Origin of the sequence: Thiothrix eikelboomii (genome assembly GCF_900167255.1) — a bacterium.
Taxonomy (GTDB): domain Bacteria; phylum Pseudomonadota; class Gammaproteobacteria; order Thiotrichales; family Thiotrichaceae; genus Thiolinea; species Thiolinea eikelboomii.
Genome location: NZ_FUYB01000003.1, coordinates 269,977 through 292,896 on the forward strand (window position 1 = coordinate 269,977; position 22,920 = coordinate 292,896).

Genomic DNA, 22,920 nt, shown 5'->3' on the forward strand with positions numbered 1-22,920 from the left:
TGACCCGCACCACCCATGCTCCGGGAGTACCTTTTTTAGCCTTGCCGTCAGCCACGGCAACTAATCAAGTAGCGCCCGCAAAGCCGCAAACCCACTAGCACTCGCAGCCGGACTAGCCACAGGCACAGGCTTAGCCACTTCTCTCACCACAGGCACAGACACCTGCACCCCTGCTAATCGGTAGGCTGTTGCCTTAATCGGTCTACCATCGCGCAGGCGTAACACCTTACGCACATCAGACGGCACGATCTTTCCCAACATCTCAGCATCTTTCACCCGCTTCTGTAGAGACAATGCCGTGCTGAACTCAGCCAAACTCAATGGCCTACACTGCCCCACCAACTGACCACCTTCAATCCGACCCCCCGCATAAATCCACGCTAACGTAAACGCATCATGCCCCGGATATTTACTCACCAACTCCACCACCAGCCCTACCCCATCACGGCGTTTACCGGTGGCGGTCAGGCCACAGGCGCTACTACCGCTATTGGATTGATTAGGCATACTTACCCCCTTCTAGCAACGTCAACTCAGGACGACCCAGACGCTGCACCTTAACGCTGCCCTGCTCAGTACCCCCATTGAGCACCGCACGACAGCGCACAGGATCACCAAACAACAGCGGCGAACGTGACTCATACCCATTCCGTTGGTTCTGCGCCTCATTTAGGCCAAGCATCACCCGCAAGTAATCACCGCACTCTTGGCGCATTGCATAACCGCGATAACGGGTTTCAAACTCCTTAGCTACAAATGGCCAATCAGTCTCAGACTTCATGCCCAACATGATCCAGCCGCCCATATCTTCCAAGGCCCGATGGATTAAGGGGTCATCGAACACAATGGATTCATACACCCCCACAGACCTCAGCGCCTTATCCACCTTGCTCCATGCCTGCATGGCATTATCCGCCGCGCCGCCCGAAATCATCCGCACGATGTCCGCAGGCTTGGGCATGAACTGCCCTGTATCAGGATTCACCGTATGCAAGCTAAAGGCACGAGTCACCGCTTTCAGATCAAAGGGGCGAAGCGCCTGCCACCACACATCCACCGCGAACGCCGACGGCTGGCGCTCATAAAAATCATGCACGCCATGCAGCACATCACGGAAGGTTTCAAAATCGTGGGTATTCATGCGTTCGCTCCTTCCCGCAGCTCTGGCGGAATCCAATTATCGAAAACCTGCTTATTCCGTGCACGTAACGCATCCTGCTTGGTAGCAATGCGGAACGGTCGACTAGGGGTCACAGGGGTGGTTTGACGGGCTTTAGGGTTCGCTTTGGCTGAGTGCAACTGTGCCAGCAGGCCACGCTCCCACTCTGACTGCGTGCGCTGCAAACGCAGTGGATAACGCTCCATCGCTTCAGCCCCTGTCCAGAACAGCAGGAACTCTGCCAATGTTTCGCCGTAGATCGACTGATGCTCCCCCTGAATATCCAACATCGACAAGCGTGCTAGATCAGCAAACGACGGGGACGGCCTCCATTCCACCGACAGCGGAAAACGCGGATTCCCCCTGTCTGTATGTATGTAAGATCTGGATACTTCTGGAGATGTGGAGCAAACCCCAGAATCAGCACCGGAACAAACCCCGCTAAAGTCAGCGTTTTTTTCTTCTAAATTGTTGATTTCATTAATATCTTTAGGTGGAGCAAAACCGGAGAAAGTAACCGGAGCAAAACCGGAGGAAACATTTTGGACGGAAAAATACTGGTCACGCACTTGTATGAAAATTGAAAACTCAACAACCAGTTTTTTACCTCTGGCTAACCGTTTGATTAAACCTGTTTTTTCTAGTTGTCGAAGCTGCTGGCGAATGTACGCAACACGCTGATCCCGTGTCTTACCCCATGCATCACCGGTTCCGGCTACGCCCTGTGCATTAGCCTGATACAGGCGTTCATATAGGCCACCATAACTGATACTACTATAGTCACCGGCTATACCTGTCTGTCGATCCATAGAGCGGCGCAACAGCCCGAATAGCTGGTACTGGATACCCGGCAATACTCGCCCGGTATCATCCCCCCAGATGATGCTTTCTTCTTCGGGCAGCGTAGGTGCAGTATAACCCCTCATACCTCACCCCCCACCGGAACCGACCCATTCCCACAGGGCACATACAACTCACACACACTAGGACGGCTTTGCGGATGCAACACATCCACCGCCTCAGCGTTATCACAGGTATTCTCACGCAGGCAGCGGAACAGACAATCCTTGCATATCCAGCTTACCGCCGGAACCGTCTGCAAATCGTGCAGCCTTGCCTTTAGCTCCTCGAGCAAGGCCACTGACTCTGGATATTCACTAATGCCCAATGAGTCCAGATCAGACTCTAAATCGTCAAACGCTTTTAAAGCGGCCATCACTTTGACTGGCTGATTCATAATACCCCCCCACCCCTCTTCACGGCTTTACTTAACAGCTCAGAGACATCCATCTGCTGCTCGAGCAGATCCTGCAAAATCCACATAAGGTTCGTGACCGTGGAATAACGCTGATAGTCTTGGAGATCGTCGTGGGTATCGGCGAGGGAATTAATCGTTTCGGCAAGCGTATAGGTTTGTATCGTGCGAATACGGGCCTGCTCAGCCAACTCCAACAGAGTGGCAGACGAGCGAACAGTGAAGACGTTCATGATAGGTGTTTCCAATGGCTTAGTGATAACCAGCCGCTGCCCTATCCTGTCAAAAATAATGGCGACGGCATACAACGGGTTGACAGACCGGCGCCAAAGGAAACCGGCAAGCCCGAAGGCTTCCCATTGCATACCGCCAAAAAGGAAACCTTTAGGCGAAAAAAAAGCACCTAAAGAGAGTTTTGGTGCCGATGCACCTTTGGTCATTTTCAGGCTGTCAAACCCGACAGCAGATGTTGCTGCTGTAGGATAAGCATAGGCTAAATTTATGGCGGGTGTCAAGATCATGCGGCGCATAGCTGACCGCCCTGACGCAATTGAGCTGCGAACAACAATAAACTGGCTTTGCGATTCTCATAACCTAAACCACTCGCCAGCAATACCGCGTTTTTTTCCTCTAGCTTGGCTAACAAGTCCAATTCATCAGCGTTCAAGTTATTGCGATCCAAACCACAAAACTCCCCTACCAGTACGAAATTAATCATTCGTGCCTCATTGGAGTAATGATGGTCTTGCGTCTCCTTCCCGACCTGTTCACGCTGTAATTTCAAAACCGCTTTCATCACCTTATCGGAACTACTGGCCGCATGGCGTTTTAGCTTCCAGTCGTGGTGCGGATGCTTGCCTGCAATGATTGAACGGATTTGACGATCACACCAAATAGCAAAGCGAATATCCAGCCAACGGGCAAAAGCAACAGCGAGATCAGGGTGCAACCAAGTGCCGCCATTATTGCCCCGCCTCGTTTTCAAATACCCCGTTTTTGGGGTATTTGAAACTTCACACAAAACCGCAAGATAATCTTGGGTTTCTCGATTGCCTAGCCACTTATCGACACGTTTACCGAACCGCTCAGCCGCCACCGTCGCATTGAACCAGCCTTCCTCAGAGAACGAAACATCTAAGCCTTGATAATTCGAGACGACTAATTTCATACCCCCACCCCCGACCGATACAACCAAGCCACACTCGCCGGACGCTCAGGCATCCACTCACGCGAAAAATGCTCAATTTCCCGCATGGCAGAAGGCTCAGAGGCTTCCTCAGTTTTAACGGGTGACTCAGGATTTTTGCCTTCAAGCGCCTTGCTTAATACAAAATTGTGCGTAGATGCCGTTTTCCCTAAAGCGGTCACTTTCCAAAGACCCGAATCCCGAACGACCCATTCGACTTTACTGAGGTGCTGTAAATAAGAGTTAATGCATTTCTTCCCTACATACCCACTACTGTGCACCCAAAACACCAAAGCAGGCTGAGCCAGCCCCATCTCGTTCTCCATCAAAGCCGCCAAAATGCGCCGATAGATCAAATCCCTATTCTTAGCCACGACCACCACCCCGCTTCGCCGCATACCCGCTACACCGCACCACCTCATTCTTAGCGCCCCGCACCGGAACCGTCACCGATTGAGCAGCGCAGCAATGCCGCGCACTCGTGCTATGCAACACCGGCTCAAGCTGAGCAAAATCACGCTGCATACAGTGATTGCAAATATGCCGACCATCCAAAGGGATGATCTGAGTTGTAGTGGTTGGCTTCGACATAAACACCTCTTGGGTGACTGGATTAACTTTAAAAAGGGCTTTCGCGGCACTGCTGATTGGAGGAGAGGAGGAGTCAGAAGTGTGTCTCATTGCAAAAGCCCTGCTCAAAATTAACGCGCTTTTTAGTTATCTGAACCTCATGGGAAGAGCGGCCTATTCCGCCCTCCCCTTACAGTCAAGTTTCAACGGTTTTTATTCAGGTCGCGGTTTGTTTTGCTTCGCATCCAATCCCCCGTGAAGCAGGCAGACCCGCGTAAACTGCTAAGAACGCCTCACTGCGAGAGTGAGGATTTCGGCTATACTTAATCGCCCTGCTCAAAAGGGATTAAGAAAACCGTATCAAACTAATCCTGTTCATGAGGTTGACCTAACACATCCGGCGACAATGGAAGGGATTGCGTATTCTCAGGCAAAGAATCAAGCTGAAAGCTGGATAGATACTCATGGACAGCTACCTCAACCTGTTTAGGCACAGCCAAGATCACCGCTAACTGGCGTTCCACAATCCGACGTTCCTTAGCCTTGTCCCACTTGACTCCTTTAGGACAAGGCGGCTCGTACCCTGATTCTGGGTCGGTGATAGCGACTGTGATGTTGATTTTGTCAAAACCCAGAGACATGCTAATTCCCCACCCTATATTCTCAGGCAGAATAGCGTCGATATTTGCCAGCCCCTCGACAGCACACCGGGGACAAATCATTTGATTTTTCTTACTCATCACTATTAATTCCGCTTTCGCCCGATTATCGGGGGTAACTCACTTTCCCCCACCAATCGGCCAGACTGTACATACTCATCCACCAGCAATCTCAGGATCACTGCCATGTGTCTATGCTCCTTCGCTGCTTGCGCTCTGAACTGTGCCTCCAACTTCGGCGGGAGGCGTAACATCGTCACTGGCATCATCCGTGCTGCCATTTTTTGGGGTCTCCTGTTGGATAGCCCCCTGTTCTTTAAACACCTGATAAATGTCAGGACGCAACGATTCAAGGCTTACTTTAAAGCCCGTTGCCTTCGCAATCCGACCAGCCATCACAGCACTAGGCTTCCTGCGACCCGTTGTGATTTGGCTAAGGTAAAGGGCGCTCATGCCTACCTCTTTAGCTAACCGAGTGGCTGATCCGCATCCGTTTTGAGTTATGTACTGTTTCAGGTTCATATCAATAGTATGAAGCTTTATGCTACATAAAATCAATAGCAAAAAGCCAATATCATAAATATATAGCGAATTGCTATACTGGAATAAAAATTGGACTAAATTATGAGCAATGAAATAAGGCGTGCACGACTCAAGTTGCTGACCGAGAAAGCCAAGCGCGAGGAAGGCTTGAGTCAGGCTCAATTTGCAAAAAGGCACAAATTAGATGCTGCCCACCTAAGCCAAATGCTTACAGGTAGGCGAGGTATTGGTGATTCAGTAGCTATAAGACTTGAAGATTCTTTATTATTAGAACGTGGCTATTTAGACAGGCCACTCAGCGATGATGCTAAAAGCGAGGCTATGCTTGAAGCAAACTCGCTCTTGAATCAAATGGATACGAAAGGCATTGAGCGCTCATTAGAATTCATGAAGAACACCTTGAAAATTCAGAAACTGGAATCTGAGACTCCTGACTAACTATTGCTTTCATAAACTCGATAGCTAACCTTTGATTTTCTTCGGTAAGCTCATCAAATAGCTGTAAAACCTCATCAATTTTTTCTGAGTCTTGCTCCAGCATACGTACCCCTGTTAACTACTTATTTAGCCCTTTTGTAGTGTACTTGTTTTATGAGTCTGACTGGATAAGCGGCGCTGAGTTCATGATGAACGGGGGTGGAAATTTCCATATTGCAATCACCCGCCGACGGGTGAACCAAAATAACCAACGATTATGACTACAAGGAGTTAAGGATGGACAATATTTTACTTCCACTCAATCACGACCCCAGTATTGAGCAACAAATAGAAAAGAAACAGAAAGTTCTTGATTTTGAGATTCGTGAATACCCCGTGGGTGTACTGGTAGGTAAATATACTAACCCGCCAGAGGGAGGATTAGAAACCGACGAACCGGAGCTATACGTCCCTGACTACCAACGTGATTACATCTGGAGCGATAAGCAAAAATCTGAATTTATTGAATCGCTCATCATCAACCTGCCTGTACCCTATTTATATGTGGCGGATAACAAAGAAACAGGACGCATCGAAATTATTGATGGCAGTCAACGGATCAGAACATTAGAAGAGTTTGTCCGACAGAACCTAATGCTTTCTAATCTTACCCAAATACCTAGCTTAAATGGCTATACATTTAACAATTTGCCTAGGCCAACCCGTATGCGCTTTCTGCGTAAAACCATGCGGATGATTGAGCTGTCTTATCAGATGGATGAAGAAGGTCGCCGAGAATTATTCAGGCGCTTAAATAGTGGGGGAACGCTTCTTAAAGACATGGAAAAACGCGAAGGGATTCGTGATGGAGCTTTCCTACAATTTATTAACCGCCTCAGCGAAAACGAATTATTTAAACAGCTCTGCCCGATCAGTGCTACCAAACTAAAACATGGCGAGTCCCGTGAGTTAGTCTTACGTTTCTTTGCTTATTTAGATGAATACGAGAACTTTATTAAAGAAGTTTACGAATTCTTAGATAACTATCTAGATAAAAAAAATAAAGAACCAGTCGCTAATTACGCAACACAAGAACAAGAGTTCTTGAGAATGCTCAATTTTATTCAAGCCTGTATTCCGATGGGTTTTCGTAAGCGCCCTAATGACAGCTCTGTCCCACGTATCCGTTTTGAGGCATTAGCGATTGGTGCTGCGCTAGCCTTGCGTGAAAATCCTCAGCTACAACCGCCTACACCTGCTGTGATGCAACAACTACTCAATAGTAAAGAACTGCTCTATCATACTCGCTCTGATGCCAGCAACTCAAAACCTAGAGTAAAAGCCCGCCTAGAATTGGTCAGGGATTTTTTACTAGGACGACCTATTGCCCCCTATTCACCCCATGAAATAAAAAATGCCCCGTCCAAGCTTCAATTAGGGCTTTATACAGAAGACGAGGCAGAATGAACCATACCCAAGAACCTGACCGGCTTGAAGCCATTGATATAGTCATTGATTCAAACTTTATTGATCTTAAGCAAGAAGTTAATCTGTATTTTGAATTTCTTCTCAATATAATCAACAACAACCTAGAGCTTTACGATAGTAGGATTGAAGTTCATACGCCTCTTGAATCAGGGATTACCCACATTCTTAAAGCAAATGGCTATCTTATTCTGTACAATTTACTGGAAGCCACCATTGAAAACGCACTAAAGGCTGCTCACCTTATCATTTGTGAAACCTCGTTTAACTCATTAACGACTCATCTGAAAAAAACTATTTTGACAGAGTTTAAAAAGATGGAGATAGACCTAGATAAGTTTCCACATCAAGAAATTATTGAAACCACATTACATAAGATAACTTTAGACAAATACAAACCTTTTTCAGGTAATTTGGATGCGAAAAAAATAAAAAATATCATAGAAAAATATGGCATAGCCTTAGATACTACCAGCGAAGATAAAAAAGGGGCAAAGCTTCTTATCGTAAAAAACAGACGTAATGCCTTGGCTCATGGGGGGCAGAGCTTTATACAAATTGGGCGTGATACGTCGATTGATGAACTCATCGCCATCAAAAATCAAACGATCCTATTCTTGGAGAATTTTCTACAGTGCACACGCGCTTACTTGGAGCAGCAACACTATCAACTTGAGCCAGATGCTCAAGGATAGATAAACCGACCACCTCACCCAAGCGCACGGGAACAGCATTGCCAATTAAACGACCCAAATTTCTAAAGGTAGCCGCTTCTTGAGAAGATAGGAATTGATAGTTTTCGGGAAAGGTCTGAAAAATAGCTGCTTCACGTAAGGTAATCGCTCTATCTTGCTCAGGATGACCAAATCGTCCATTACCATACCCATAACATAAAGTCGTCATGGTAGGAGCAGGGTCATCCCATGTCATACGCCCGTAGACACTGCCATAACGCTCGCCTGTTGTTTTTTTATGACAGGCTGCAACTAAAGGCTTAGGCCAATCCCGCCAGCTCCCACCTGGCTTGGACGCACGAATCCGCTGATAATTAATAGGGCTTAATGCACTTGCAATATGCAGACTATCCTCTGGATTTGGGCTACCTGCTGTTACAGGGGGTAAATGACCAATAGCCTCGCGCACAGTAACGGCATTAGCATGTGTAGCGGGCTTGAGTTCAATAGCCCCTAATTTTGAAGCTAGCAACACCAAGCGTGATCGTTTTTGTGGGATGCCATACTCAAGACAAGATACGATTTTCCACCAAACCGAATAACCTTGGGTTTCAAGTAAGCGCAAAAAATCCGTAAAAATATCCATCTTACGCAGATTGGGTACATTTTCCATACTGACCAAATCAGGTTGAGTCTCTACGACCAAACGCCCAAACTCAGCTAATAAATTCCATTTACTATTATCACGCTCTTGCTTGCCTAGCATGTAGGTTGAAAACGGTTGGCACGGTGCACAGCCTGCCAACAACCGTAAACCATCACCCCACTGACTACTCAGTTCATCACCTGAAAGAGTCGCAATATCCCTTTCAAAAAAACGAGCCTTGTTATTAGCCTCATACGGGTAAGCACAAGCGGGGTCGAGATCATAACCGGCTATAACCTTGATGCCTGCTTGCTCTAAACCATGCGTTAGTCCACCCGCACCACAAAATAAATCAATTGTTTGAATCGTTTTCATAGCCATACTATAGCAAGCCATTCACTAAAGATCGAGCTGAAATAGCAATGCCTAGCAGATTTCATGTCGTCAAGCACCTATCGCGGCAGGCTGTTTAAGTCCAACACACAAGCGCAACCCCAACGCATCAATCACCTTTAAAATAGTCGAAAATTCAGGATTACCCTGCCCTGACAACGACCGATACAGCGATTCCCGCGCTAATCCGGTGTCCCGTGCCAGCTCAGACATGCCCCGTGCACGGGCAATATCGCCCAAGGCCGCCGCAATCAGAGCGGGATCACCCTCTTCCATGCAAGCATCCAGATAAGCCTGCATATCCTCAGGCGTGCTCAAATGCTCCACCACATCCCATGTTTTTAGCTTGACCTGATTCATGGCGCTTCCTTTTTAATGAGTTCTAACAATGCCTTCGCCTGCTCAATATCGGCGCTTTGGCTCGACTTATCACCACCACCCAACAAAATAATCACTTCTCCATTGCGCAGCGTGTAATAAATGCGATAGCCCGCCCCGTAAGTAAGGCGCAGCTCAGCCACACCCTCACCGACCGACTTATGGTCGCCGAGGTTGCCCAGCTCTACGCGCCGCAACCGCACCAAAATTCTAGCCTTGGCCTGTCGATCACGCAGTCCCGCAAACCATGCCGCATAAGCTTCAGTTTCGATGAGAGTATACATAGGCTTATTGTAGCTCATAGGTTACATAAAACGCCAGCTTAGAGTATTTCCTAACACCCCCACCATATAAAGCATTATGCTATTTACTTTATTTAGCATTTAGCTATATTATAATTAGCAACACAGCAAACAACGCTCTTCCATAAGCCGCCTGACTGGATTAATCAGGTAATGGTCTTAATGCAACCTCTGGTTAGGCGGCTTATGCAAGGACGATGAAACGGGCAAGAGGCTCAAAACTAACAATAAAGGGCAAAAACAATGAAGAAAGTAATAACAGGGGCATTACTCATCCTGCTTGCCAGTGCGCAAGCAGCCGAACAACCAGACATTTGCAAACAAGATGAACAGACTCAGCAGAACGCCGAAACACAGATCAAAAAGGAATGTGCCTTGGCAGCAGACCCCAGCAATTGCGAGAAACAAGCAAAAGCATACTACCAAGCACTGGTGGGTATCCACTGCTCACGCACACCCAAGGAGCGCCAGTGATGGCCTCCCTCCTGCTAATCGGAACCCTAGCAGGCCAACCGGCAATGAATGCCGACGTGCACTTGACTGTTGACAGCAGCAGCTACCGCACACACACCAAACGCCTTGAGCTACCCGCAGGCACGTACAAAGCTTGCGCCAAACTCAAAGACCGGAAAGAACGCTGCCGCACGGTGCTAGTGCAGGCGGGGACAGATAACGCGGTAGAGATACCGCTGGATATTAAGGAGCAGTGAAATGCCAAAGTTCGATTGGGAGTTAATGCAAATGTTCCATGATCGTCCTCTGTGCGAGGAAAACTTAAGCGCAAATCATAAAAATCGCCTAGAGGGCCTGCTACAGCAGCTTAATTACTTCTTAAATACACCCGGTGATTGGGGCTATGGGACCAAGTTAGGAATGCTGTGTACAGCTGTCAAAGTGACGTTGTACGAAGTAATAACAACCAATGAAACCGAAGACTAATTTCGAGTAAATAAAAAAAGCCTTCCAAGCGGAAGGCTTCCGAACAACCGACCGCCGAGCCGTGGAAAGTAAGGCGGTCAATCAATAGGGCAAGAGTAATGAGACTGGAACAGAAAATCAAACTAATTGCAGCCTGTATCACCTTGGTAAGTGCAACCCAAGCCAATGCCGAGAGCAGCAGCCCACGCATCAGCACGGGAACAGTAAGCGGCAAAGTGAGCGACGAATCGGTATGGCTAGCAGCGGCTAAAGCCTATGCCGAAGCGGTTAAACAATTGCAAGCTAAGGAGGGTAAGCAATGACTGCTCAACTACCCCTATTCACCCTGCCCGAGATCAAACCCGACCCCGTGCAGCAAGCCCAAATTGACTTAGAACCCTACCGTGCACGAGCAAATCACGCCGGATACAAATTTGTCCATGTCTGGGCAGGAAAGCAAGATAAAAAGACAGCACTCGCCGTTTACAGGCTACTGGCTGTCATTAATAAAGACAGTAAAAAGATATTCCCGCAGCTTCTTCAGCGTTGGATAAAGGAGTTGCAGGCGTGAATACTATTAACTGGCGACAAGTCTATAACATCACCTCCTTTGCCCTAGTCATACTCATCACAATCTGGGCAGCCATCGAGACAGGGGCGCTCATCAGGCAATATGGAATGCACGCCATTAATAGCCTCTGGCTACATCCCCTACTCGCTCTTTTTTCGGCACTCCTAACGGTCTGGTTTGTGCAAACTAACCCGTGGACTAGCTTTATCTCTACCAGCAGCGCCGTCTTAAACGCCTTGCTAATCGAAGGAGGTAGCCATGTCTGACCCCATCAAACAAAAACAAGCCGAACTCCTACAGCAGCAACTAGCCGAGCACCGGCAGCATAATCACCGAGCACTAAAGCTATTGAAGCTAGGCTTCATACTTACCTTTTTGTTGTATCTAGCCTTTGCGCTGCATCTGTATTTAGGCGAACCCTTAAGTTGGGCAGCCTATTTCACAACATGGCAAAGCACCGTCGGCTTTTTCTTCATGCTCAGCATCATCGTGCTGACAGCCCTCTTCCTAGCTTGGGTAAAGCATCACGCCTACTTGCACTTCGGTTTTTATGGCTCAGTCACAATGATTGTAGTGACGGTGATCGGTTTCGCCCTCTTCGCAGAGTTCTTTAGCAGCTCAGCCAGCCAAGATGCAAAAAGCAATATTCAATTAGAGCGTAGCTCAGCTTTTCAAGATACCCGCAAAGATAGCTTGAGCATTACTACCGATAGCTTACTAACTAGTCGTATTGCCAAAGCCCGTCAGAAGCTTGCCCGCTGCGAAGAAAAGGTAAAAGCAGGCAAAGAAAAGCACTGTGAGGGTGATAGAGCATCCCTGCAAGCACTGCTCGACTCTGAGCGAAACAGCTTACAAGCGCAAATCCAAGCCAGCACCGCAAGCCAAGCCCTGAAATACGACCGTCAAGACAAACTAAAAGCGGATTCTTACAATCCGGTCATTGTCATGATGGCTCAATTTATGAGCTGGTTTTCCGGCGCGGATTACAAAGAACATATCAAGACAGCCGTCGTGTTTATCATGTTAATCGTGGCCGTGAGCTTTGAAATCCTCCATCACTTTTTGAGCCAAGCTAAAGGGCAAAGCACCGCAGCCATTCAAGCCTTGGAGCTGCAAATTGCGGGCTTACAAGCTAACAGCGCTACCCCCCCCACCAAACCAACCAGCGTACCCAGCTATAGCCAACCACCCGCTGCGAGTATGAACACACCAACACCTGCAATGGCTAGCGCTGCTACCCTACCAGCCGTCACCTTAAATATCCCAACTTCAACAGAACCAACGCCCCGCCCCATTGGCTTTGTCTGGGATACACCTACTCCTCAAAACCGTGTGCACACACCCACCACATCCCGCTTAGGCACAGCCGAACACCAACTGAGCATTCCCGCTATCAGCACCTACGCTGAGGAACTACGTAAAGCAGGTATCGACTTCCCCCCTGACCCGGTGCTAGATCGCACTGCCCCACAAGTTGCCATTCAAGCGATCATCAAACCCTGTGCGCAGGGTACACAGGGTCAAGACCCGCACCCTGTGCGCAGGGTCAGTGCCAATCTGTATCAAGCATGGCTAGAAGCCATTTACGCAGGTGAACTTAAAGCCACCGTGACAGAAAGCCGCAAGTGGCTGCAAAAGCAGGTGGCTGGCAAGGGTAGCCAAGCAGTGAAAAAGACCGCCACCCCCGCTGACATTGATGCAGTGGTGCAGGGTTATTTTAAGCGAGCAATCGCAACCCAAACCCGCATAAAAGCCAACCCAAACTACAGCAATGGCAAACCTAAATACATTTTAGAGGCTTAATATGAACCCACAAAACGAACAATCAACGAACCAAGGCCGCATTCAAATAGCCTACTGGCCAGATGGCTACTGGTCTCGTGACCTTGCCGAAGCCGCAAAAATGGATGAATTCCAAGCTTTTGGTGAAGTACCGCACAAAGTCGTTGACCTGCCTGCTGATAGCAGTGAGGACGCGATTGCAGAACAGGTGCTAACCCTGTGCGCAGGGTTATCTGGCTCTGTGTTGAATCAACCCTGTGTACCCTGTGCGCAGGGTAGTAATAGCACCGACAAACCGTGTGCACACACCCACGCACAGTAAAAAACCACCCACTAATACACAGCAGGCAGGGCAAGTGCTCTGCCTCTTAACAAACCAGCAGTAAAACCATGAACGACAACCACACCTTTATCGAACTCAGAGCCGGACTCACTATTCAACGCGATAGCATCGCTGTGAATATTAACTTCTTAGATGGCACTCAGGTTTTTGTCAGCCATCACGGCTACGGGGCAGACCTACCCCATAACTGCTTAGGCTTAAAACGTTACCCGCAAGATCAGTTTAAAAAAATGCTGCTAGAGGCAATACAAAAAGGAGCAACTGTATTTCACGCAGTCGGCTCTGAAGATTTACCATTACCTCAAGAACTAATCGCTGAAGAAGTACTGATAAACCACTGCCCACAGTGCAAAGCCCCTCAAGAAGATCACGATGGGCTAGGCGTACTGTATTGCGAAGCCTGCGATTATTGTACTCATGCCTCGTGTAGCTATCCCAGTGATCTGTACGACCTACCCGTCTGTGACTTCTGCGGGACGACAATGCTGAGGTAATTTTATGAGCAAGCAATACCATACAGTCTACCTAGACACAGAAACCACTGAACTCAGCCACCAACATGATGAAGTGCTAGAGATCAGCAGCCTGAACGACGATGGCGAAACCCTAATGGATACATTAGTCAAACCAACTCGCAAAAAGGCATGGCCGGAAGCCGCTAAAATCCACGGCATCCGCCCGGAGATAGTACTGGAATCCCCATACCCAACTCTGCAGGAACTACTCCCTCGCATTGACGCAATATTAGCCGATGCTGAGCACTTGGTGATCTATAACGCTGGCTATGACCTACCATTCTTAGCTGCTGCCTATCATGCAGCAGAACTCAATCCGGCATATCCGAACATACATTGCGCCATGTTGGAGTTTGCGAAAGCTTATGGTGTTTGGGATAACTATCGTAATGGATGGAAATGGCAGAAGCTCACCGTAGCCGCTAAACACGTCGGCCATAAATGGGAAGGGCAGGCACATCGAGCACTGGCAGATTGCCGCGCAACTAAAAGCGTTTGGGAATGGCTAGTAAAAAAATCTGATGAGCAGGATGGTGAGAGCGATGTCTAATCAAAACACCAACGACGAGCTACAAACCCTCTTAGAGTTTGTAAAACGCGCCGCAGCCCCAGAAGAAAAGCTGCTAAATGACAAAGATGTTGCGGAAAAACTAGCTATTTCGCGGGCCAGTGTTTGGCGCTTTGTAAGTGAAGGGAAGCTGCCAAGACCTGTTAGATTAAGTGAAAGCACCCAACGCTGGAAAGCTAGCGAGCTGAATAATTACCTAGCTAGCCTCCAAGCCGAAGAAAGTAATCTAAGCAGCACTAGCCCGCAATGAATCTAAGTAGTCTGCCCACGCCTGCATCATCTCGACACGCTTCGAGAGATGTGCGGTGCGATCATACGCGCCGCCGTGGGTCTTGATCTTATGCCCCAGCTGCAATTCTGCTATTTTTTCATCCCAGCCCAAAACCTCTTCTAACACCGTCCGCGCCAGAGCACGGAAACCGTGGCCAGTCATAATATCCTTATAACCCATATACTTCAGCGCTACGCAAATCGTGCTCGTGCTCATGTGCCCACTTTTACGATTACGCTGATTCGGGAAAACATAAATACTTTTCCCAGCCATTGCCTGCAGCTCGTGAATAATCTCGATAGCTTGGCGACTTAAAGGGACAATATGAATATCTTCTTCACGATCCGCCTTTTTAATATGCTGCCTGTTTTTAATTTTACGCGCTGCAATCGTCCAAACCTGATTATCTAAATCCAGTTCAGACCACTCCATCGCTACTAAATTGTGCGGCCTGACCATCAACAACGCCGCCAGCTTCAATAAGCACTTAGTAATGAAATAACCCCGATAAAACTCCATATCTACCAAGAGTTTTTTAATTTCATCAGGATCAGTGAGGGCAGGGTGCGGCGTAGGGATGTGCGGTGCAATAATAATAGAAAGATCAATATCCGCCGGATTATTATCCGTTAATCCAACCGTTTTAGCATAAAGAAAAATGCTGTGCAGCCATCGGCCAACACGGCGCGCTTGATCTAACGCGCCACGATCACCCACCCGATTAACAGTTTTGACAATATCAGTCGGTTTGATTTCATCTATATTTAATTTACCCAAGACTGGAAAAATATCGTTTTCAAAATAGCGCTGAACCATCTCTTTATGCCGCTGCCCACCTTCCTTCCTCTCCAACCACATAGCCGCCACCGTTTTAAAGTTATTAGCTTGAGATTGTGTGATTTTCATCGAGCGCTTTTTTAAAGCAGGATCAATATTTTTAGACAGCTCCAACCGAGCCTCATTATGCTTAAGTCGAGCTTGAGTGATAGTGATAAGCGGATATTTACCGAAAGTTAAAGTTTTGTATTTGCCAGCATATTTAAAGTTAAAGCGCCAGTACATGCCAAAACCGCTGCCCGCCAGAGGCCGCAGCTCAAGATACAATCCCTCACCATCACTCAACTTAGTAACATCAGGCACTATCTCTCCAGATAATACCTTTTTAAGATAGGCATCTTTTAGCAGTCCCATTAACACCTTTTAGGGTACTTGCCCTTAAAGCTTATAAAGTACCCCTAAAAGTACCCTCTCTTATACTGTCTTATCAAGTCTTAATAATAAAAAAAGCCTGACTAAATCAGGCTTTTAGACAGCATAGAACTAGATGAAACCTGATTCAGGACGCATATGCGGCTAGTCTTTTTTAAGCTAACTATTTGAAATTAAAATATTTATATGTGATAAATTTTTGCAGATGCTTTAAAAGTACCGTGTCTTTGCGCGTCTCATTTTGTAATTTATATATGAAAAAGCCGCATTATTTGTGGCTATTAGTTAATGTTTAGAATCGCTTCAACTAAGCAGCATCTTTAGCACCTGCTAACCTATAAACGCTATTCCTTGCAATGCCATACTTATCGGCTATTTCCTGCTTAGTTAAGTAACCAGAATCTACGTCACCACGCAAAGCTGCAAGCTGATCATCTGTAAGCTTGGCTTTACGTCCAAACTTAATACCTTTGGCTTTAGCAGCCTGCCTGCCTTCTTCAGTCCTAGCGTTGATTAAATCGCGTTCAAATTCGGCAATCGAACCCAGAATATTAAACAGTAGTTTTCCTGTTGCGCTGCTGGTGTCCATTCCTGCCTGATCGAGCACTTTGAACGCTACACCTTTAGCTTCTAACTCACGCACAATCGCCCATAAATCGCCCATGCTACGCGCTAACCTATCCAGTTTAGTGATAACCAATACATCACCTTCACGGGCAAATTCGATAGCACGTTGTAGCTCTGCGCGATTATCTGCGCTCTTTCCACTTTGCTTTTCGCTGAAAATTTTCTCGCAGCCTTCGCCTTGAAGCTTACTTAGTTGGGTATTGTAGTCCTGCCCTGTAGTAGAAACCCGTGCATATCCAATTTTCATATTATGCCGCCCTATGCTGCCTTAAAAGTGTTCTAAATCTTGTAATGATTGTACTAAATATCTTATGAGTTTCAAGAATAATTTTAGTACGATTTTTAGTACACTAATAAAGCGTGTTGCAGCTAGATTTTACAGGCTAGGACATTAGGTGGATGATGTGTACTAAATATTCTAAGTTTTAGTACAAACAAAAATCGAGCCATTCGGCAAAGGCTAGGCGAAAAAAAACCGGAATCTATCCGGTTAGTAGTGGTTTGCTTTTCTCTGCCTGTATTCCGCTAGGCAAATAACCAGCGCTTGCCGTTCTGCATCGTTTCGAGTCAAGCCGCCTTCATATTCCATAATGGCCGCCCTTTCCTCAAAACCCTCAAGTTCATCATCCGATAAAAAATGGATTTCGGACATTGTTGTTTTTAGGTGTTCCACGTGTTCCACGTGTTCCAGATTTTTTAAGTTATTGTTTTTTAATGGTTTATTAGGCGTTTTAGCTGGAACACCTCCCTTGTTTTTAGGTGTTCCAAGGTGTTCCACGTGTTCCAGACTAATTAAGTTATTGTTTTTAATATCATTTTCAGTTTTAGCAGTTGAAACACCTGCCTTATTTTGCGGTGTTCCACGTGTTCCAGCCTGTTTTTTAGGTGTTCCAAGGGGCTTGGGTGGTGTGTTAGGCAACCATTGACCATAAGCAGATAGGTCAAACATGGCTTAATCCTCTTGGATGGTTAAGAGGTAAACGCGCTTTTTACCCACCTTAGGCAGTCGGGTACTAATACTAGCCTTGCCCTGTGAGTCAGGCGCATTTAGCCAACCATGCGCCCGTAATACCTCGATTGCCTGCTTTTGGCTGTGTCCATCACAAACGCGCCCGAATTGAGTAGCTAATATTAAATATTCGCGTCCGTTCTCGTTCTCTGTTGGACGGTAATACCCGACTTGATCAGGTACAGGTAAAGGCTGTGCTAAAGATAGGTTTACAAATTTCGCGCCGTTGCGCTCGATAAAGGCTTGTACGGTTTCGAGGATTTGCTTTGTTTCGCGGTGGCCTTCACCAAAATTAGTTAGCCAATCCTTAAAGCAGCGTTCAGCCGCTTCGGTGGCTTCGCCTTGCGCCCATCCGGTGATTCCATAGAGCGTGGCTAATTCACCTGCAATCGCCACCAAACCAAAGCGTCTAGCCACTCGGTGCGCTTGTCCACTGGCATTCGGTGCGACTGTCTCGACAAAAGTATTGATCTGTTGGGGTAAGGTGTTCCATAGCTGCTTATGGTCTTTAGTAATCGCTTCTAACCACGCCGCGCCTGCTGCCCCATAGTACCTGCTGCATACATACCGCAAATGATCCGCAAGCTGTGCAGGCGTGGTGAAGCTGTGTAGGTGTTCCAGCAATCCCATACCCGCGCCTGCATCCGCTGGAATATCGGCAATGCGGATTTCTTGGCCTGCATAAACACGCTTACCCTCACTTTTCAGTATTTCGCTTAAAGTCACCTCACCACTGGATAAAAATAGTAAACGCCATGTTTTCGCCAAGCGTGCGCCGCCGTTGCGGTCACTGCGTGTTTTGCCTTGCCCGTTGCCTAGCATATAGGCTGTTTCACCCGCATCCTTACCGCTGATTTCGCGCATTTCATCAAGGATCAATAACCCATCATTATGCTGGCTAGCCACACCCTCTAGTCCATTACTGGTGGCTCTCCATGAGCGTTTGTAGGTGTCAGGACTACCCCACACGCTAGCCGCTACTATTTGCGCGGTAGTTTTCCCGCTACTACTGCCGCCATGCAGATGGAAGCCGCCCGATTCCAAGCCCGACGGATACACCAAAGCACCCGCAAAGGCGCAACTAATACCAAAGAGCAAGCGACTGTTGCCACGGGCAAGGCTTGCCACATTAGAGTGCCAATCTTCAAGGCTGCCTAACTGTGCAGTGGCTAGTTCTGCCCCGCCGTCTTGCTGATAAATCCATGTATGAGCATCTTCACCATAGACTTTTTCAGGGAGAACAAACGCGCCGCCGTGCCATCCGGTTTTGTCAGTGCAGGTCATACGACTAATCGAGTCACAGGACTGAATATATTCTAAGACCTTTTTACTTTTTGCGGGTGCAATCACTAGACCACGCTTAAGCAGTTCTCGTGCTACGTCTGCCCCATCGCCTGCTAACAGATGCATAGGCATCGCCCAACGATGAATATTGCGGTCGTTATCCTGCCACTCTAACAACCGTCCCCAATCTTGCGCCTGTTGGTTGCGGGTTTCGCCCAATACTTTTAAGGGTGAACATATCCGCTTTTCTGGCAAGGCTTGCCCGTCTTTGCCAAAGCCCGAAAAATAAACGCCACTTGATTTAAGGCTGAATGTACCTGTATCGCTTTGGATGGTGGCAAGCCCTCTACTTTTTTCGGTTTTTACGAAGTCCATAATTGCCGCGCTCATACAGTCGCCTCCATGCTGATCCAGTTGGCTAGGTCGTTAAAATCGCTTAGGTTTGCGGGTGCACGGGGAGGGAAGTTGGGAATAATCACATCAACACCACTGACTTTGGCTTGCACCTCTTTCGCCTTCACTACGCCTGTATTAATGGGTTTTGAGCGGTCGTTATCCGCGCCAATCATTAGAGTTAAGTAGGGGTAAGCGTTGCGATAAGCTTGGGCTACAGGTAAGAGATTACCCGCATCAAATGCCACTAAAACAGGCTGTTGATAAGCCTCGTACAAGCTTGCTCCGGTGGCGAATCCCTCGCAAATAATTAAAGTTTTAGCCTTGTCCATCGCCCCCATTAAATAGCCTAAGCCACGCTTACGCCCACCTGTTAAAAAGCGCTTTTGCCCATCGGGCGCGATGATTTGCAGATTCCACAATTGCCCGTCTAGGTCATGGATAGGGACTAATAATAAATCGCCTAACTGCCTAACTCCGTGTGCCTGAATTTGTTTACGCATTAGGTAGAGGTGGGCATGGCTTGCGGGTCGTGCTTTAGTCCATAGCTCAATTGCTTTGGCTTGCGCTGCGTTGTGGGCTGCCTCTTGCTCGATTTGTCGGGCTTGCGCCTGTTGCTGCTGTACCTTGTTAAGTTCTGCTAGCTCATGCTTATTAAGCGTATTCGGCTCAAAGCTAGTCCACTTGTGTGGGTAGCCATCGTGCCAATCGCCAAAACGCGCCACCATGCCCCATCGAGTGAGGTGGGCTACATACCAACCCGCCTTATCACCCTTTTTGAGGGTATCGAAGCGGGTCAGTTTGCCTGATGCGCTTAGGTAATCGGGGGCGCTGCCAATCGTTGCCAGCATGACATTACGCAACTCATGCAGACAGTCCGCTGCTGATTTGCTATAGTTTGTTTGCTGATTTTGATTCTTAAAGCCCTGCCAGTTTGCCCACTGGTGGGGTTTTGCATTTGGGGGCGATGCGCCCCCACTATTAGCCTGCATCATGCTGCTTGATCCTCTTGTTTTGTCATTGCCGCCTTAATAGTCTCACCATGCCAGCGGGTAGTATTGCCTCCAATTTTGATTGGTGCGGGTAATGTGCCATCGCCTACCCAACGCCACACGGTAGCCCGTGCCACCCCATAGATAGCCGCTACCTCTTTATCTGTTAAATAGCGGTTGTCCCAGTCGCGTAAATCAATTTTCTTTGTCATGTGTTTTTAGCCTCATTTGGTAAACATCTGAGGAATCGTGGCGCATCCCGTAAAATCATGGGGAGCATTTAAAAAGGAAAATTAAATTGTACTTCCTTCGCTGCATTAACAAGCTTTTGCCCTACTCGCTTTTCCAGCCTATCGTCATCATCGCCCATTTGCTCAATACAGCGCCCGATTTCCTCCAGTGTTGCGCCAGCATGAACCGCATCAAGCACCCTTAAGTAACTCACCCATTTGGAAGTGTGCGCTCTACGCTGAATCAACTTAGGGTTTTCGTCGCCAGTTTTTTTGTAAAGGTAAAGCTTTTGGTCTCTAGCAACCATTTCTTTAGCCGTTGCTAGTTGCGCATCAATTGGCATAGATAAATCAAACTTGAAAAGCATTTCATTTCCTGACAAATATGTGACTATTTTTTCTTCGTATTCACTGCCAATTTTGCCAGCAACAATACTGTTGCAGCTTCGATAGTAAAAATAACGCGGACTATCAATTGCAGGATTTGGGCTATCAATTGCAGGATTTGGGCAATGCGCAATTAAATATTTGCTATAAGCATCAGGAATTGATGCAGTAAAACCGCGTTCATTTGGTGTTAAAACTGTTAACTTTTGCTCTTTAAAAAACTCAAGATTTGAATAAACTTCACAATAAAGTTCGTAGGTTTCTAAGGCGTGTTGGTAAAAGTCTTGCTGGTAATCTTCGCGCCGTCTGAGAAATTCCCAATACCACATATAAAGATTTGCCCCATGATCTATATATTGCCCTGCATCCTTCCAATCGGGTCTAATCCATTTTATCAATTCCATTCTTAAACCCTTTCCCTGTATATCGCCCTTCCCTAAAAATAAGAACCAGTGCCAGCCGAAGGGAAAGGAATCCGGCTTTTCGCCCCGTCGGGCTAGGCACTGGTGACAAACGATTAAACCTTAAGTAAGTGTTGAATCTCTCTATCAATATCTGCATTTAAAGGCAATTCTACCACTTGGTGCAAACTCCCAAAGGCGTTGATGCTATCCATCAATTCAGCTTCCTCCTTGTCCTTAACCCAATAACCATCCAACCAATAATAAATAGTCTGAGTAGGTTGTTGAGTGTTTAAGCTGTCCATAAGTATTTTTTCCCTCCGTTTCTATAATTGGGGTTTTCGATCATTAATCCCTCTTTCATCGCACGGGAAAAAAAGGCTTTTTGCATGGCACTAATGCGGGTTCGGTCTGGTGTGCGTTCTCCAGTTTCTTTGTTGCTAATCCGTTTTTGAATCCATGACCATGTAGGATCAACAGAGGGTTTGCATTCGCCTATTTTAACCGCCTGCACCCAATCATCATATAAGCCCATAGAACCCCTAGCTGGTGGTTGCTGGGGCTTTTCTTCATGAACCCCTAGCTGGTGGTTACTGGTGGTTGCTTCGGTTTCAAGCTCAGGGGTTGCCCATGTATCGCGCCGCGCTTTAAAGCCTCCAAAATCTGGAAAGGGAAGCTGTTGTTCCTTCGGGGTAGGTAGAGGGTCGGATGATTTAGCAGAACCTTGGGCGCGTGATTTAGGCGCATTCTTGAAGCTCACAAAACCGGATACAAACGGTGCAGCTTGCTGGTATTTAAAACTAGAGACGGGTAATTCGGGCGCGTCGATTAATTCAGAACTGCCATATTCAGTACCTGCAGCCTGCAGATAGTCAGTTTTGAGTTTCACTAGTCCATTTTGCAGCGATTCTAAATAGCTTAGCTTTTCACCTAACATCCGAGAGAGTAGGGCATGGCTGTATTCAAAGCCAATCGAGACTAAACAGGCAATAATGACTACAGCGGTAGAAATACCCACGCCTAGCGCATCCCGAATAAATTTGAATATGGGTTTATGCGCATCCTCTTTTAACGCGCTCATGGCTTCAGTTTTCGCTTTAATTGCGTTCGTTGAGGCAAGGCTAGCTATTTCATTAGCCTGAGCTTGTCCGGCCTGTAGCGCCTCAATTTGCGCGGTTAAATCAGCGACTTTCACTTGATAGGTTTTACAGGTCTTTTTGCACCCGTTTAAATATTCACGCGCTTTGGCTAATTCACCGGATAAGTAGGCAATTCGGTTTGAGCTATTCGCGCCCCTGTCAATACTGATTTGCGTATTCGCCACCGAGTCAAAGGTTTTCGACTTTTCAGCGGATTGGTGCGCGATGGTCTGTTGCTGTGAACTGCTGTTAAACAGTTCCATAAACACCCCTAGGCTACAAATCAACAGGACAGCAAAAAGGCCATATTTAAACGCGGCTTTATGATGATAGAAGGCGTGTTTAATCATTGATAGCGTTTGAGCCATCAATAAGGCCATCGTGAGGAAGAGGGCAAAGGCCACTAATTCACTGGTGTTTTCAGTCAACCACGTGCTAATCCCCCACAAATCAGCGACGTAAAACGAAAAAGCAAAAATGAAATACAGAATCCACGTCGTAATGAAGGCGAAGGATAAAGCCAGCTTCACATAAGCAATTCCAGCTTTAGCGTCGGCTATCTTGTTCTGCTCTAAAACGATTAATTGCCCTAGGCGGTAAGCATTGGTATTCAT

General features: G+C 47.2%; 36 protein-coding genes. 14 read left to right on the plus strand and 22 right to left on the minus strand.

Annotation, left to right across the window (positions count from 1 at the left end; genetic code table 11):
- Positions 1-60 precede the first annotated feature (60 nt).
- The 10 genes from B5D50_RS05145 to B5D50_RS05185 all read right to left on the minus strand — a co-directional run bounded on the left by B5D50_RS05145 (position 61) and on the right by B5D50_RS05185 (position 5,351).
- Complete coding sequence (locus B5D50_RS05145) at positions 61-507, minus strand: hypothetical protein (RefSeq protein ID WP_078921514.1); 447 nt, start codon at positions 505-507, stop codon at positions 61-63.
- Positions 500-1,141 (minus strand): DUF6475 domain-containing protein, encoded by a 642-nt coding sequence (locus tag B5D50_RS05150; RefSeq protein ID WP_078921515.1) that lies wholly within the window; start codon positions 1,139-1,141, stop codon positions 500-502. The genes B5D50_RS05145 and B5D50_RS05150 overlap by 8 nt, the downstream gene beginning before the upstream one ends.
- On the minus strand, positions 1,138-2,085 hold the full coding sequence (locus B5D50_RS05155) for a hypothetical protein (protein WP_078921516.1): 948 nt from the start codon (positions 2,083-2,085) through the stop codon (positions 1,138-1,140). The genes B5D50_RS05150 and B5D50_RS05155 overlap by 4 nt, the downstream gene beginning before the upstream one ends.
- The gene (locus B5D50_RS05160) at positions 2,082-2,396 is read right to left on the minus strand and encodes a hypothetical protein (protein ID WP_078921517.1); all 315 of its coding nucleotides are present in this window, start codon (positions 2,394-2,396) and stop codon (positions 2,082-2,084) included. Before B5D50_RS05160 ends, B5D50_RS05155 begins: the two co-directional genes overlap by 4 nt.
- Positions 2,393-2,944 carry a hypothetical protein gene (locus B5D50_RS05165; protein WP_143594256.1) on the minus strand — a complete coding sequence of 184 codons (552 nt, stop codon included), beginning with the start codon at positions 2,942-2,944 and terminating at the stop codon, positions 2,393-2,395. The genes B5D50_RS05160 and B5D50_RS05165 overlap by 4 nt, the downstream gene beginning before the upstream one ends.
- Complete coding sequence (locus B5D50_RS05170) at positions 2,932-3,582, minus strand: KilA-N domain-containing protein (RefSeq protein WP_078921519.1); 651 nt, start codon at positions 3,580-3,582, stop codon at positions 2,932-2,934. The genes B5D50_RS05165 and B5D50_RS05170 overlap by 13 nt, the downstream gene beginning before the upstream one ends.
- Entirely contained in the window at positions 3,579-3,974 is a 396-nt protein-coding gene (locus B5D50_RS05175) for a hypothetical protein (protein WP_143594257.1), read from the minus strand. Before B5D50_RS05175 ends, B5D50_RS05170 begins: the two co-directional genes overlap by 4 nt.
- Positions 3,967-4,191, minus strand: coding sequence for a hypothetical protein (locus B5D50_RS20035; RefSeq protein ID WP_143594258.1), 225 nt, complete (start codon positions 4,189-4,191; stop codon positions 3,967-3,969). The genes B5D50_RS05175 and B5D50_RS20035 overlap by 8 nt, the downstream gene beginning before the upstream one ends.
- Before the next feature lie 344 nt (positions 4,192-4,535).
- A complete protein-coding gene (locus B5D50_RS05180; RefSeq protein ID WP_143594259.1) occupies positions 4,536-4,811 on the minus strand; it encodes a hypothetical protein in 276 nt (91 codons plus the stop codon).
- A gap of 210 nt (positions 4,812-5,021) precedes the next feature.
- The gene (locus B5D50_RS05185; RefSeq protein WP_078921522.1) at positions 5,022-5,351 is read right to left on the minus strand and encodes a transcriptional regulator; all 330 of its coding nucleotides are present in this window, start codon (positions 5,349-5,351) and stop codon (positions 5,022-5,024) included.
- Positions 5,352-5,453: 102 nt separating this feature from the next.
- Here B5D50_RS05185 and B5D50_RS05190 point away from each other — a divergent pair, with 102 nt between their 5' ends.
- The 3 genes from B5D50_RS05190 (at position 5,454) to B5D50_RS05200 (ending at position 7,969) form a co-directional block, all read left to right on the plus strand.
- Positions 5,454-5,810: a hypothetical protein gene (locus tag B5D50_RS05190; RefSeq protein ID WP_078921523.1), complete on the plus strand. Its 357-nt coding sequence runs from the start codon at positions 5,454-5,456 to the stop codon at positions 5,808-5,810.
- Between the two features lie 276 nt (positions 5,811-6,086).
- Positions 6,087-7,256 carry a DUF262 domain-containing protein gene (locus tag B5D50_RS05195; protein WP_078921524.1) on the plus strand — a complete coding sequence of 390 codons (1,170 nt, stop codon included), beginning with the start codon at positions 6,087-6,089 and terminating at the stop codon, positions 7,254-7,256.
- Complete coding sequence (locus tag B5D50_RS05200; protein ID WP_078921525.1) at positions 7,253-7,969, plus strand: MAE_28990/MAE_18760 family HEPN-like nuclease; 717 nt, start codon at positions 7,253-7,255, stop codon at positions 7,967-7,969. The genes B5D50_RS05195 and B5D50_RS05200 overlap by 4 nt, the downstream gene beginning before the upstream one ends.
- On the opposite strand, the gene B5D50_RS05205 is transcribed toward B5D50_RS05200, so the two are convergent.
- The 3 genes from B5D50_RS05205 to B5D50_RS05215 form a co-directional block, all read right to left on the minus strand.
- Positions 7,869-8,975, minus strand: a complete 1,107-nt coding sequence (locus B5D50_RS05205; protein ID WP_234975802.1) for a DNA cytosine methyltransferase — start codon at positions 8,973-8,975, stop codon at positions 7,869-7,871. The genes B5D50_RS05200 and B5D50_RS05205 overlap by 101 nt on opposite strands.
- Before the next feature lie 63 nt (positions 8,976-9,038).
- Positions 9,039-9,347: an addiction module antidote protein gene (locus tag B5D50_RS05210; protein ID WP_078921526.1), complete on the minus strand. Its 309-nt coding sequence runs from the start codon at positions 9,345-9,347 to the stop codon at positions 9,039-9,041.
- Positions 9,344-9,649: a type II toxin-antitoxin system RelE/ParE family toxin gene (locus tag B5D50_RS05215; RefSeq protein WP_078921648.1), complete on the minus strand. Its 306-nt coding sequence runs from the start codon at positions 9,647-9,649 to the stop codon at positions 9,344-9,346. Before B5D50_RS05215 ends, B5D50_RS05210 begins: the two co-directional genes overlap by 4 nt.
- 261 nt (positions 9,650-9,910) lie before the next feature.
- Between B5D50_RS05215 and B5D50_RS05220 the strand changes: the two genes are divergently transcribed.
- The 11 genes from B5D50_RS05220 (at position 9,911) to B5D50_RS05270 (ending at position 14,614) form a co-directional block, all read left to right on the plus strand.
- Positions 9,911-10,141 carry a hypothetical protein gene (locus B5D50_RS05220; RefSeq protein WP_078921527.1) on the plus strand — a complete coding sequence of 77 codons (231 nt, stop codon included), beginning with the start codon at positions 9,911-9,913 and terminating at the stop codon, positions 10,139-10,141.
- Positions 10,141-10,377 carry a hypothetical protein gene (locus tag B5D50_RS05225; RefSeq protein WP_078921528.1) on the plus strand — a complete coding sequence of 79 codons (237 nt, stop codon included), beginning with the start codon at positions 10,141-10,143 and terminating at the stop codon, positions 10,375-10,377. Before B5D50_RS05220 ends, B5D50_RS05225 begins: the two co-directional genes overlap by 1 nt.
- Before the next feature lies 1 nt (position 10,378).
- Positions 10,379-10,606: a hypothetical protein gene (locus B5D50_RS05230; RefSeq protein ID WP_078921529.1), complete on the plus strand. Its 228-nt coding sequence runs from the start codon at positions 10,379-10,381 to the stop codon at positions 10,604-10,606.
- Positions 10,607-10,704: 98 nt separating this feature from the next.
- Positions 10,705-10,908 (plus strand): hypothetical protein, encoded by a 204-nt coding sequence (locus tag B5D50_RS05235; RefSeq protein WP_078921530.1) that lies wholly within the window; start codon positions 10,705-10,707, stop codon positions 10,906-10,908.
- A complete protein-coding gene (locus tag B5D50_RS05240) occupies positions 10,905-11,156 on the plus strand; it encodes a hypothetical protein (RefSeq protein WP_078921531.1) in 252 nt (83 codons plus the stop codon). Before B5D50_RS05235 ends, B5D50_RS05240 begins: the two co-directional genes overlap by 4 nt.
- Positions 11,153-11,422 carry a hypothetical protein gene (locus tag B5D50_RS05245; RefSeq protein WP_078921532.1) on the plus strand — a complete coding sequence of 90 codons (270 nt, stop codon included), beginning with the start codon at positions 11,153-11,155 and terminating at the stop codon, positions 11,420-11,422. Before B5D50_RS05240 ends, B5D50_RS05245 begins: the two co-directional genes overlap by 4 nt.
- Positions 11,415-12,959 carry a hypothetical protein gene (locus B5D50_RS05250; protein ID WP_078921533.1) on the plus strand — a complete coding sequence of 515 codons (1,545 nt, stop codon included), beginning with the start codon at positions 11,415-11,417 and terminating at the stop codon, positions 12,957-12,959. Before B5D50_RS05245 ends, B5D50_RS05250 begins: the two co-directional genes overlap by 8 nt.
- Before the next feature lies 1 nt (position 12,960).
- Entirely contained in the window at positions 12,961-13,260 is a 300-nt protein-coding gene (locus B5D50_RS05255) for a hypothetical protein (RefSeq protein WP_078921534.1), read from the plus strand.
- Between the two features lie 68 nt (positions 13,261-13,328).
- Positions 13,329-13,775 (plus strand): hypothetical protein, encoded by a 447-nt coding sequence (locus B5D50_RS05260; protein ID WP_078921535.1) that lies wholly within the window; start codon positions 13,329-13,331, stop codon positions 13,773-13,775.
- A gap of 4 nt (positions 13,776-13,779) precedes the next feature.
- Positions 13,780-14,346: a 3'-5' exonuclease gene (locus B5D50_RS05265; RefSeq protein WP_078921536.1), complete on the plus strand. Its 567-nt coding sequence runs from the start codon at positions 13,780-13,782 to the stop codon at positions 14,344-14,346.
- A complete protein-coding gene (locus B5D50_RS05270; RefSeq protein ID WP_159448575.1) occupies positions 14,339-14,614 on the plus strand; it encodes a helix-turn-helix transcriptional regulator in 276 nt (91 codons plus the stop codon). The genes B5D50_RS05265 and B5D50_RS05270 overlap by 8 nt, the downstream gene beginning before the upstream one ends.
- Here B5D50_RS05270 and B5D50_RS05275 read toward each other — a convergent pair.
- From B5D50_RS05275 to B5D50_RS05315, 9 genes are all read right to left on the minus strand, one after another.
- A complete protein-coding gene (locus B5D50_RS05275; protein WP_078921538.1) occupies positions 14,591-15,826 on the minus strand; it encodes a tyrosine-type recombinase/integrase in 1,236 nt (411 codons plus the stop codon). The two genes, B5D50_RS05270 and B5D50_RS05275, sit on opposite strands and share 24 nt — an antisense overlap.
- Before the next feature lie 325 nt (positions 15,827-16,151).
- Positions 16,152-16,718, minus strand: a complete 567-nt coding sequence (locus B5D50_RS05280) for a recombinase family protein (RefSeq protein ID WP_078921539.1) — start codon at positions 16,716-16,718, stop codon at positions 16,152-16,154.
- Between the two features lie 243 nt (positions 16,719-16,961).
- Positions 16,962-17,420 carry a hypothetical protein gene (locus tag B5D50_RS05285; RefSeq protein WP_078921540.1) on the minus strand — a complete coding sequence of 153 codons (459 nt, stop codon included), beginning with the start codon at positions 17,418-17,420 and terminating at the stop codon, positions 16,962-16,964.
- Positions 17,421-17,423: 3 nt separating this feature from the next.
- Positions 17,424-19,154 (minus strand): DUF927 domain-containing protein, encoded by a 1,731-nt coding sequence (locus B5D50_RS05290; protein WP_078921541.1) that lies wholly within the window; start codon positions 19,152-19,154, stop codon positions 17,424-17,426.
- Positions 19,151-20,152, minus strand: a complete 1,002-nt coding sequence (locus B5D50_RS05295) for a toprim domain-containing protein (RefSeq protein WP_078921542.1) — start codon at positions 20,150-20,152, stop codon at positions 19,151-19,153. The genes B5D50_RS05290 and B5D50_RS05295 overlap by 4 nt, the downstream gene beginning before the upstream one ends.
- On the minus strand, positions 20,149-20,361 hold the full coding sequence (locus B5D50_RS05300; protein ID WP_078921543.1) for a helix-turn-helix transcriptional regulator: 213 nt from the start codon (positions 20,359-20,361) through the stop codon (positions 20,149-20,151). The genes B5D50_RS05295 and B5D50_RS05300 overlap by 4 nt, the downstream gene beginning before the upstream one ends.
- Positions 20,362-20,429: 68 nt before the next feature.
- Positions 20,430-21,170, minus strand: a complete 741-nt coding sequence (locus B5D50_RS05305) for a hypothetical protein (protein WP_078921544.1) — start codon at positions 21,168-21,170, stop codon at positions 20,430-20,432.
- A 113-nt stretch (positions 21,171-21,283) separates the two neighbouring features.
- The gene (locus B5D50_RS05310) at positions 21,284-21,472 is read right to left on the minus strand and encodes a hypothetical protein (RefSeq protein WP_078921545.1); all 189 of its coding nucleotides are present in this window, start codon (positions 21,470-21,472) and stop codon (positions 21,284-21,286) included.
- Positions 21,460-22,920, minus strand: a complete 1,461-nt coding sequence (locus B5D50_RS05315; protein ID WP_078921546.1) for a hypothetical protein — start codon at positions 22,918-22,920, stop codon at positions 21,460-21,462. Before B5D50_RS05315 ends, B5D50_RS05310 begins: the two co-directional genes overlap by 13 nt.

What these genes read in the sequence shown, in the direction of transcription:
- B5D50_RS05200 (WP_078921525.1), top strand. Translation starts at nt 7,253, where the DNA reads ATGAACCATACCCAAGAACCTGACCGGCTTGAAGCCATTGATATAGTC.
- B5D50_RS05165 (WP_143594256.1), bottom strand. Translation starts at nt 2,944, where the DNA reads ATGCGCCGCATGATCTTGACACCCGCCATAAATTTAGCCTATGCTTAT.
- B5D50_RS05265 (WP_078921536.1), top strand. Translation starts at nt 13,780, where the DNA reads ATGAGCAAGCAATACCATACAGTCTACCTAGACACAGAAACCACTGAA.
- B5D50_RS05195 (WP_078921524.1), top strand. Translation starts at nt 6,087, where the DNA reads ATGGACAATATTTTACTTCCACTCAATCACGACCCCAGTATTGAGCAA.
- B5D50_RS05210 (WP_078921526.1), bottom strand. Translation starts at nt 9,347, where the DNA reads ATGAATCAGGTCAAGCTAAAAACATGGGATGTGGTGGAGCATTTGAGC.
- B5D50_RS05230 (WP_078921529.1), top strand. Translation starts at nt 10,379, where the DNA reads ATGCCAAAGTTCGATTGGGAGTTAATGCAAATGTTCCATGATCGTCCT.
- B5D50_RS05270 (WP_159448575.1), top strand. Translation starts at nt 14,339, where the DNA reads ATGTCTAATCAAAACACCAACGACGAGCTACAAACCCTCTTAGAGTTT.
- B5D50_RS05255 (WP_078921534.1), top strand. Translation starts at nt 12,961, where the DNA reads ATGAACCCACAAAACGAACAATCAACGAACCAAGGCCGCATTCAAATA.
- B5D50_RS05220 (WP_078921527.1), top strand. Translation starts at nt 9,911, where the DNA reads ATGAAGAAAGTAATAACAGGGGCATTACTCATCCTGCTTGCCAGTGCG.
- B5D50_RS05160 (WP_078921517.1), bottom strand. Translation starts at nt 2,396, where the DNA reads ATGAATCAGCCAGTCAAAGTGATGGCCGCTTTAAAAGCGTTTGACGAT.
- B5D50_RS05170 (WP_078921519.1), bottom strand. Translation starts at nt 3,582, where the DNA reads ATGAAATTAGTCGTCTCGAATTATCAAGGCTTAGATGTTTCGTTCTCT.
- B5D50_RS05205 (WP_234975802.1), bottom strand. Translation starts at nt 8,975, where the DNA reads ATGGCTATGAAAACGATTCAAACAATTGATTTATTTTGTGGTGCGGGT.
- B5D50_RS05180 (WP_143594259.1), bottom strand. Translation starts at nt 4,811, where the DNA reads ATGTCTCTGGGTTTTGACAAAATCAACATCACAGTCGCTATCACCGAC.
- B5D50_RS05150 (WP_078921515.1), bottom strand. Translation starts at nt 1,141, where the DNA reads ATGAATACCCACGATTTTGAAACCTTCCGTGATGTGCTGCATGGCGTG.
- B5D50_RS05155 (WP_078921516.1), bottom strand. Translation starts at nt 2,085, where the DNA reads ATGAGGGGTTATACTGCACCTACGCTGCCCGAAGAAGAAAGCATCATC.
- B5D50_RS05310 (WP_078921545.1), bottom strand. Translation starts at nt 21,472, where the DNA reads ATGGACAGCTTAAACACTCAACAACCTACTCAGACTATTTATTATTGG.
- B5D50_RS05225 (WP_078921528.1), top strand. Translation starts at nt 10,141, where the DNA reads ATGGCCTCCCTCCTGCTAATCGGAACCCTAGCAGGCCAACCGGCAATG.
- B5D50_RS05285 (WP_078921540.1), bottom strand. Translation starts at nt 17,420, where the DNA reads ATGTTTGACCTATCTGCTTATGGTCAATGGTTGCCTAACACACCACCC.
- B5D50_RS05305 (WP_078921544.1), bottom strand. Translation starts at nt 21,170, where the DNA reads ATGGAATTGATAAAATGGATTAGACCCGATTGGAAGGATGCAGGGCAA.
- B5D50_RS05240 (WP_078921531.1), top strand. Translation starts at nt 10,905, where the DNA reads ATGACTGCTCAACTACCCCTATTCACCCTGCCCGAGATCAAACCCGAC.
- B5D50_RS05275 (WP_078921538.1), bottom strand. Translation starts at nt 15,826, where the DNA reads ATGGGACTGCTAAAAGATGCCTATCTTAAAAAGGTATTATCTGGAGAG.
- B5D50_RS05280 (WP_078921539.1), bottom strand. Translation starts at nt 16,718, where the DNA reads ATGAAAATTGGATATGCACGGGTTTCTACTACAGGGCAGGACTACAAT.
- B5D50_RS20035 (WP_143594258.1), bottom strand. Translation starts at nt 4,191, where the DNA reads ATGTCGAAGCCAACCACTACAACTCAGATCATCCCTTTGGATGGTCGG.
- B5D50_RS05300 (WP_078921543.1), bottom strand. Translation starts at nt 20,361, where the DNA reads ATGACAAAGAAAATTGATTTACGCGACTGGGACAACCGCTATTTAACA.
- B5D50_RS05260 (WP_078921535.1), top strand. Translation starts at nt 13,329, where the DNA reads ATGAACGACAACCACACCTTTATCGAACTCAGAGCCGGACTCACTATT.
- B5D50_RS05250 (WP_078921533.1), top strand. Translation starts at nt 11,415, where the DNA reads ATGTCTGACCCCATCAAACAAAAACAAGCCGAACTCCTACAGCAGCAA.
- B5D50_RS05215 (WP_078921648.1), bottom strand. Translation starts at nt 9,649, where the DNA reads ATGTATACTCTCATCGAAACTGAAGCTTATGCGGCATGGTTTGCGGGA.
- B5D50_RS05235 (WP_078921530.1), top strand. Translation starts at nt 10,705, where the DNA reads ATGAGACTGGAACAGAAAATCAAACTAATTGCAGCCTGTATCACCTTG.
- B5D50_RS05295 (WP_078921542.1), bottom strand. Translation starts at nt 20,152, where the DNA reads ATGATGCAGGCTAATAGTGGGGGCGCATCGCCCCCAAATGCAAAACCC.
- B5D50_RS05145 (WP_078921514.1), bottom strand. Translation starts at nt 507, where the DNA reads ATGCCTAATCAATCCAATAGCGGTAGTAGCGCCTGTGGCCTGACCGCC.
- B5D50_RS05185 (WP_078921522.1), bottom strand. Translation starts at nt 5,351, where the DNA reads ATGAACCTGAAACAGTACATAACTCAAAACGGATGCGGATCAGCCACT.
- B5D50_RS05190 (WP_078921523.1), top strand. Translation starts at nt 5,454, where the DNA reads ATGAGCAATGAAATAAGGCGTGCACGACTCAAGTTGCTGACCGAGAAA.
- B5D50_RS05315 (WP_078921546.1), bottom strand. Translation starts at nt 22,920, where the DNA reads ATGAATACCAATGCTTACCGCCTAGGGCAATTAATCGTTTTAGAGCAG.
- B5D50_RS05290 (WP_078921541.1), bottom strand. Translation starts at nt 19,154, where the DNA reads ATGAGCGCGGCAATTATGGACTTCGTAAAAACCGAAAAAAGTAGAGGG.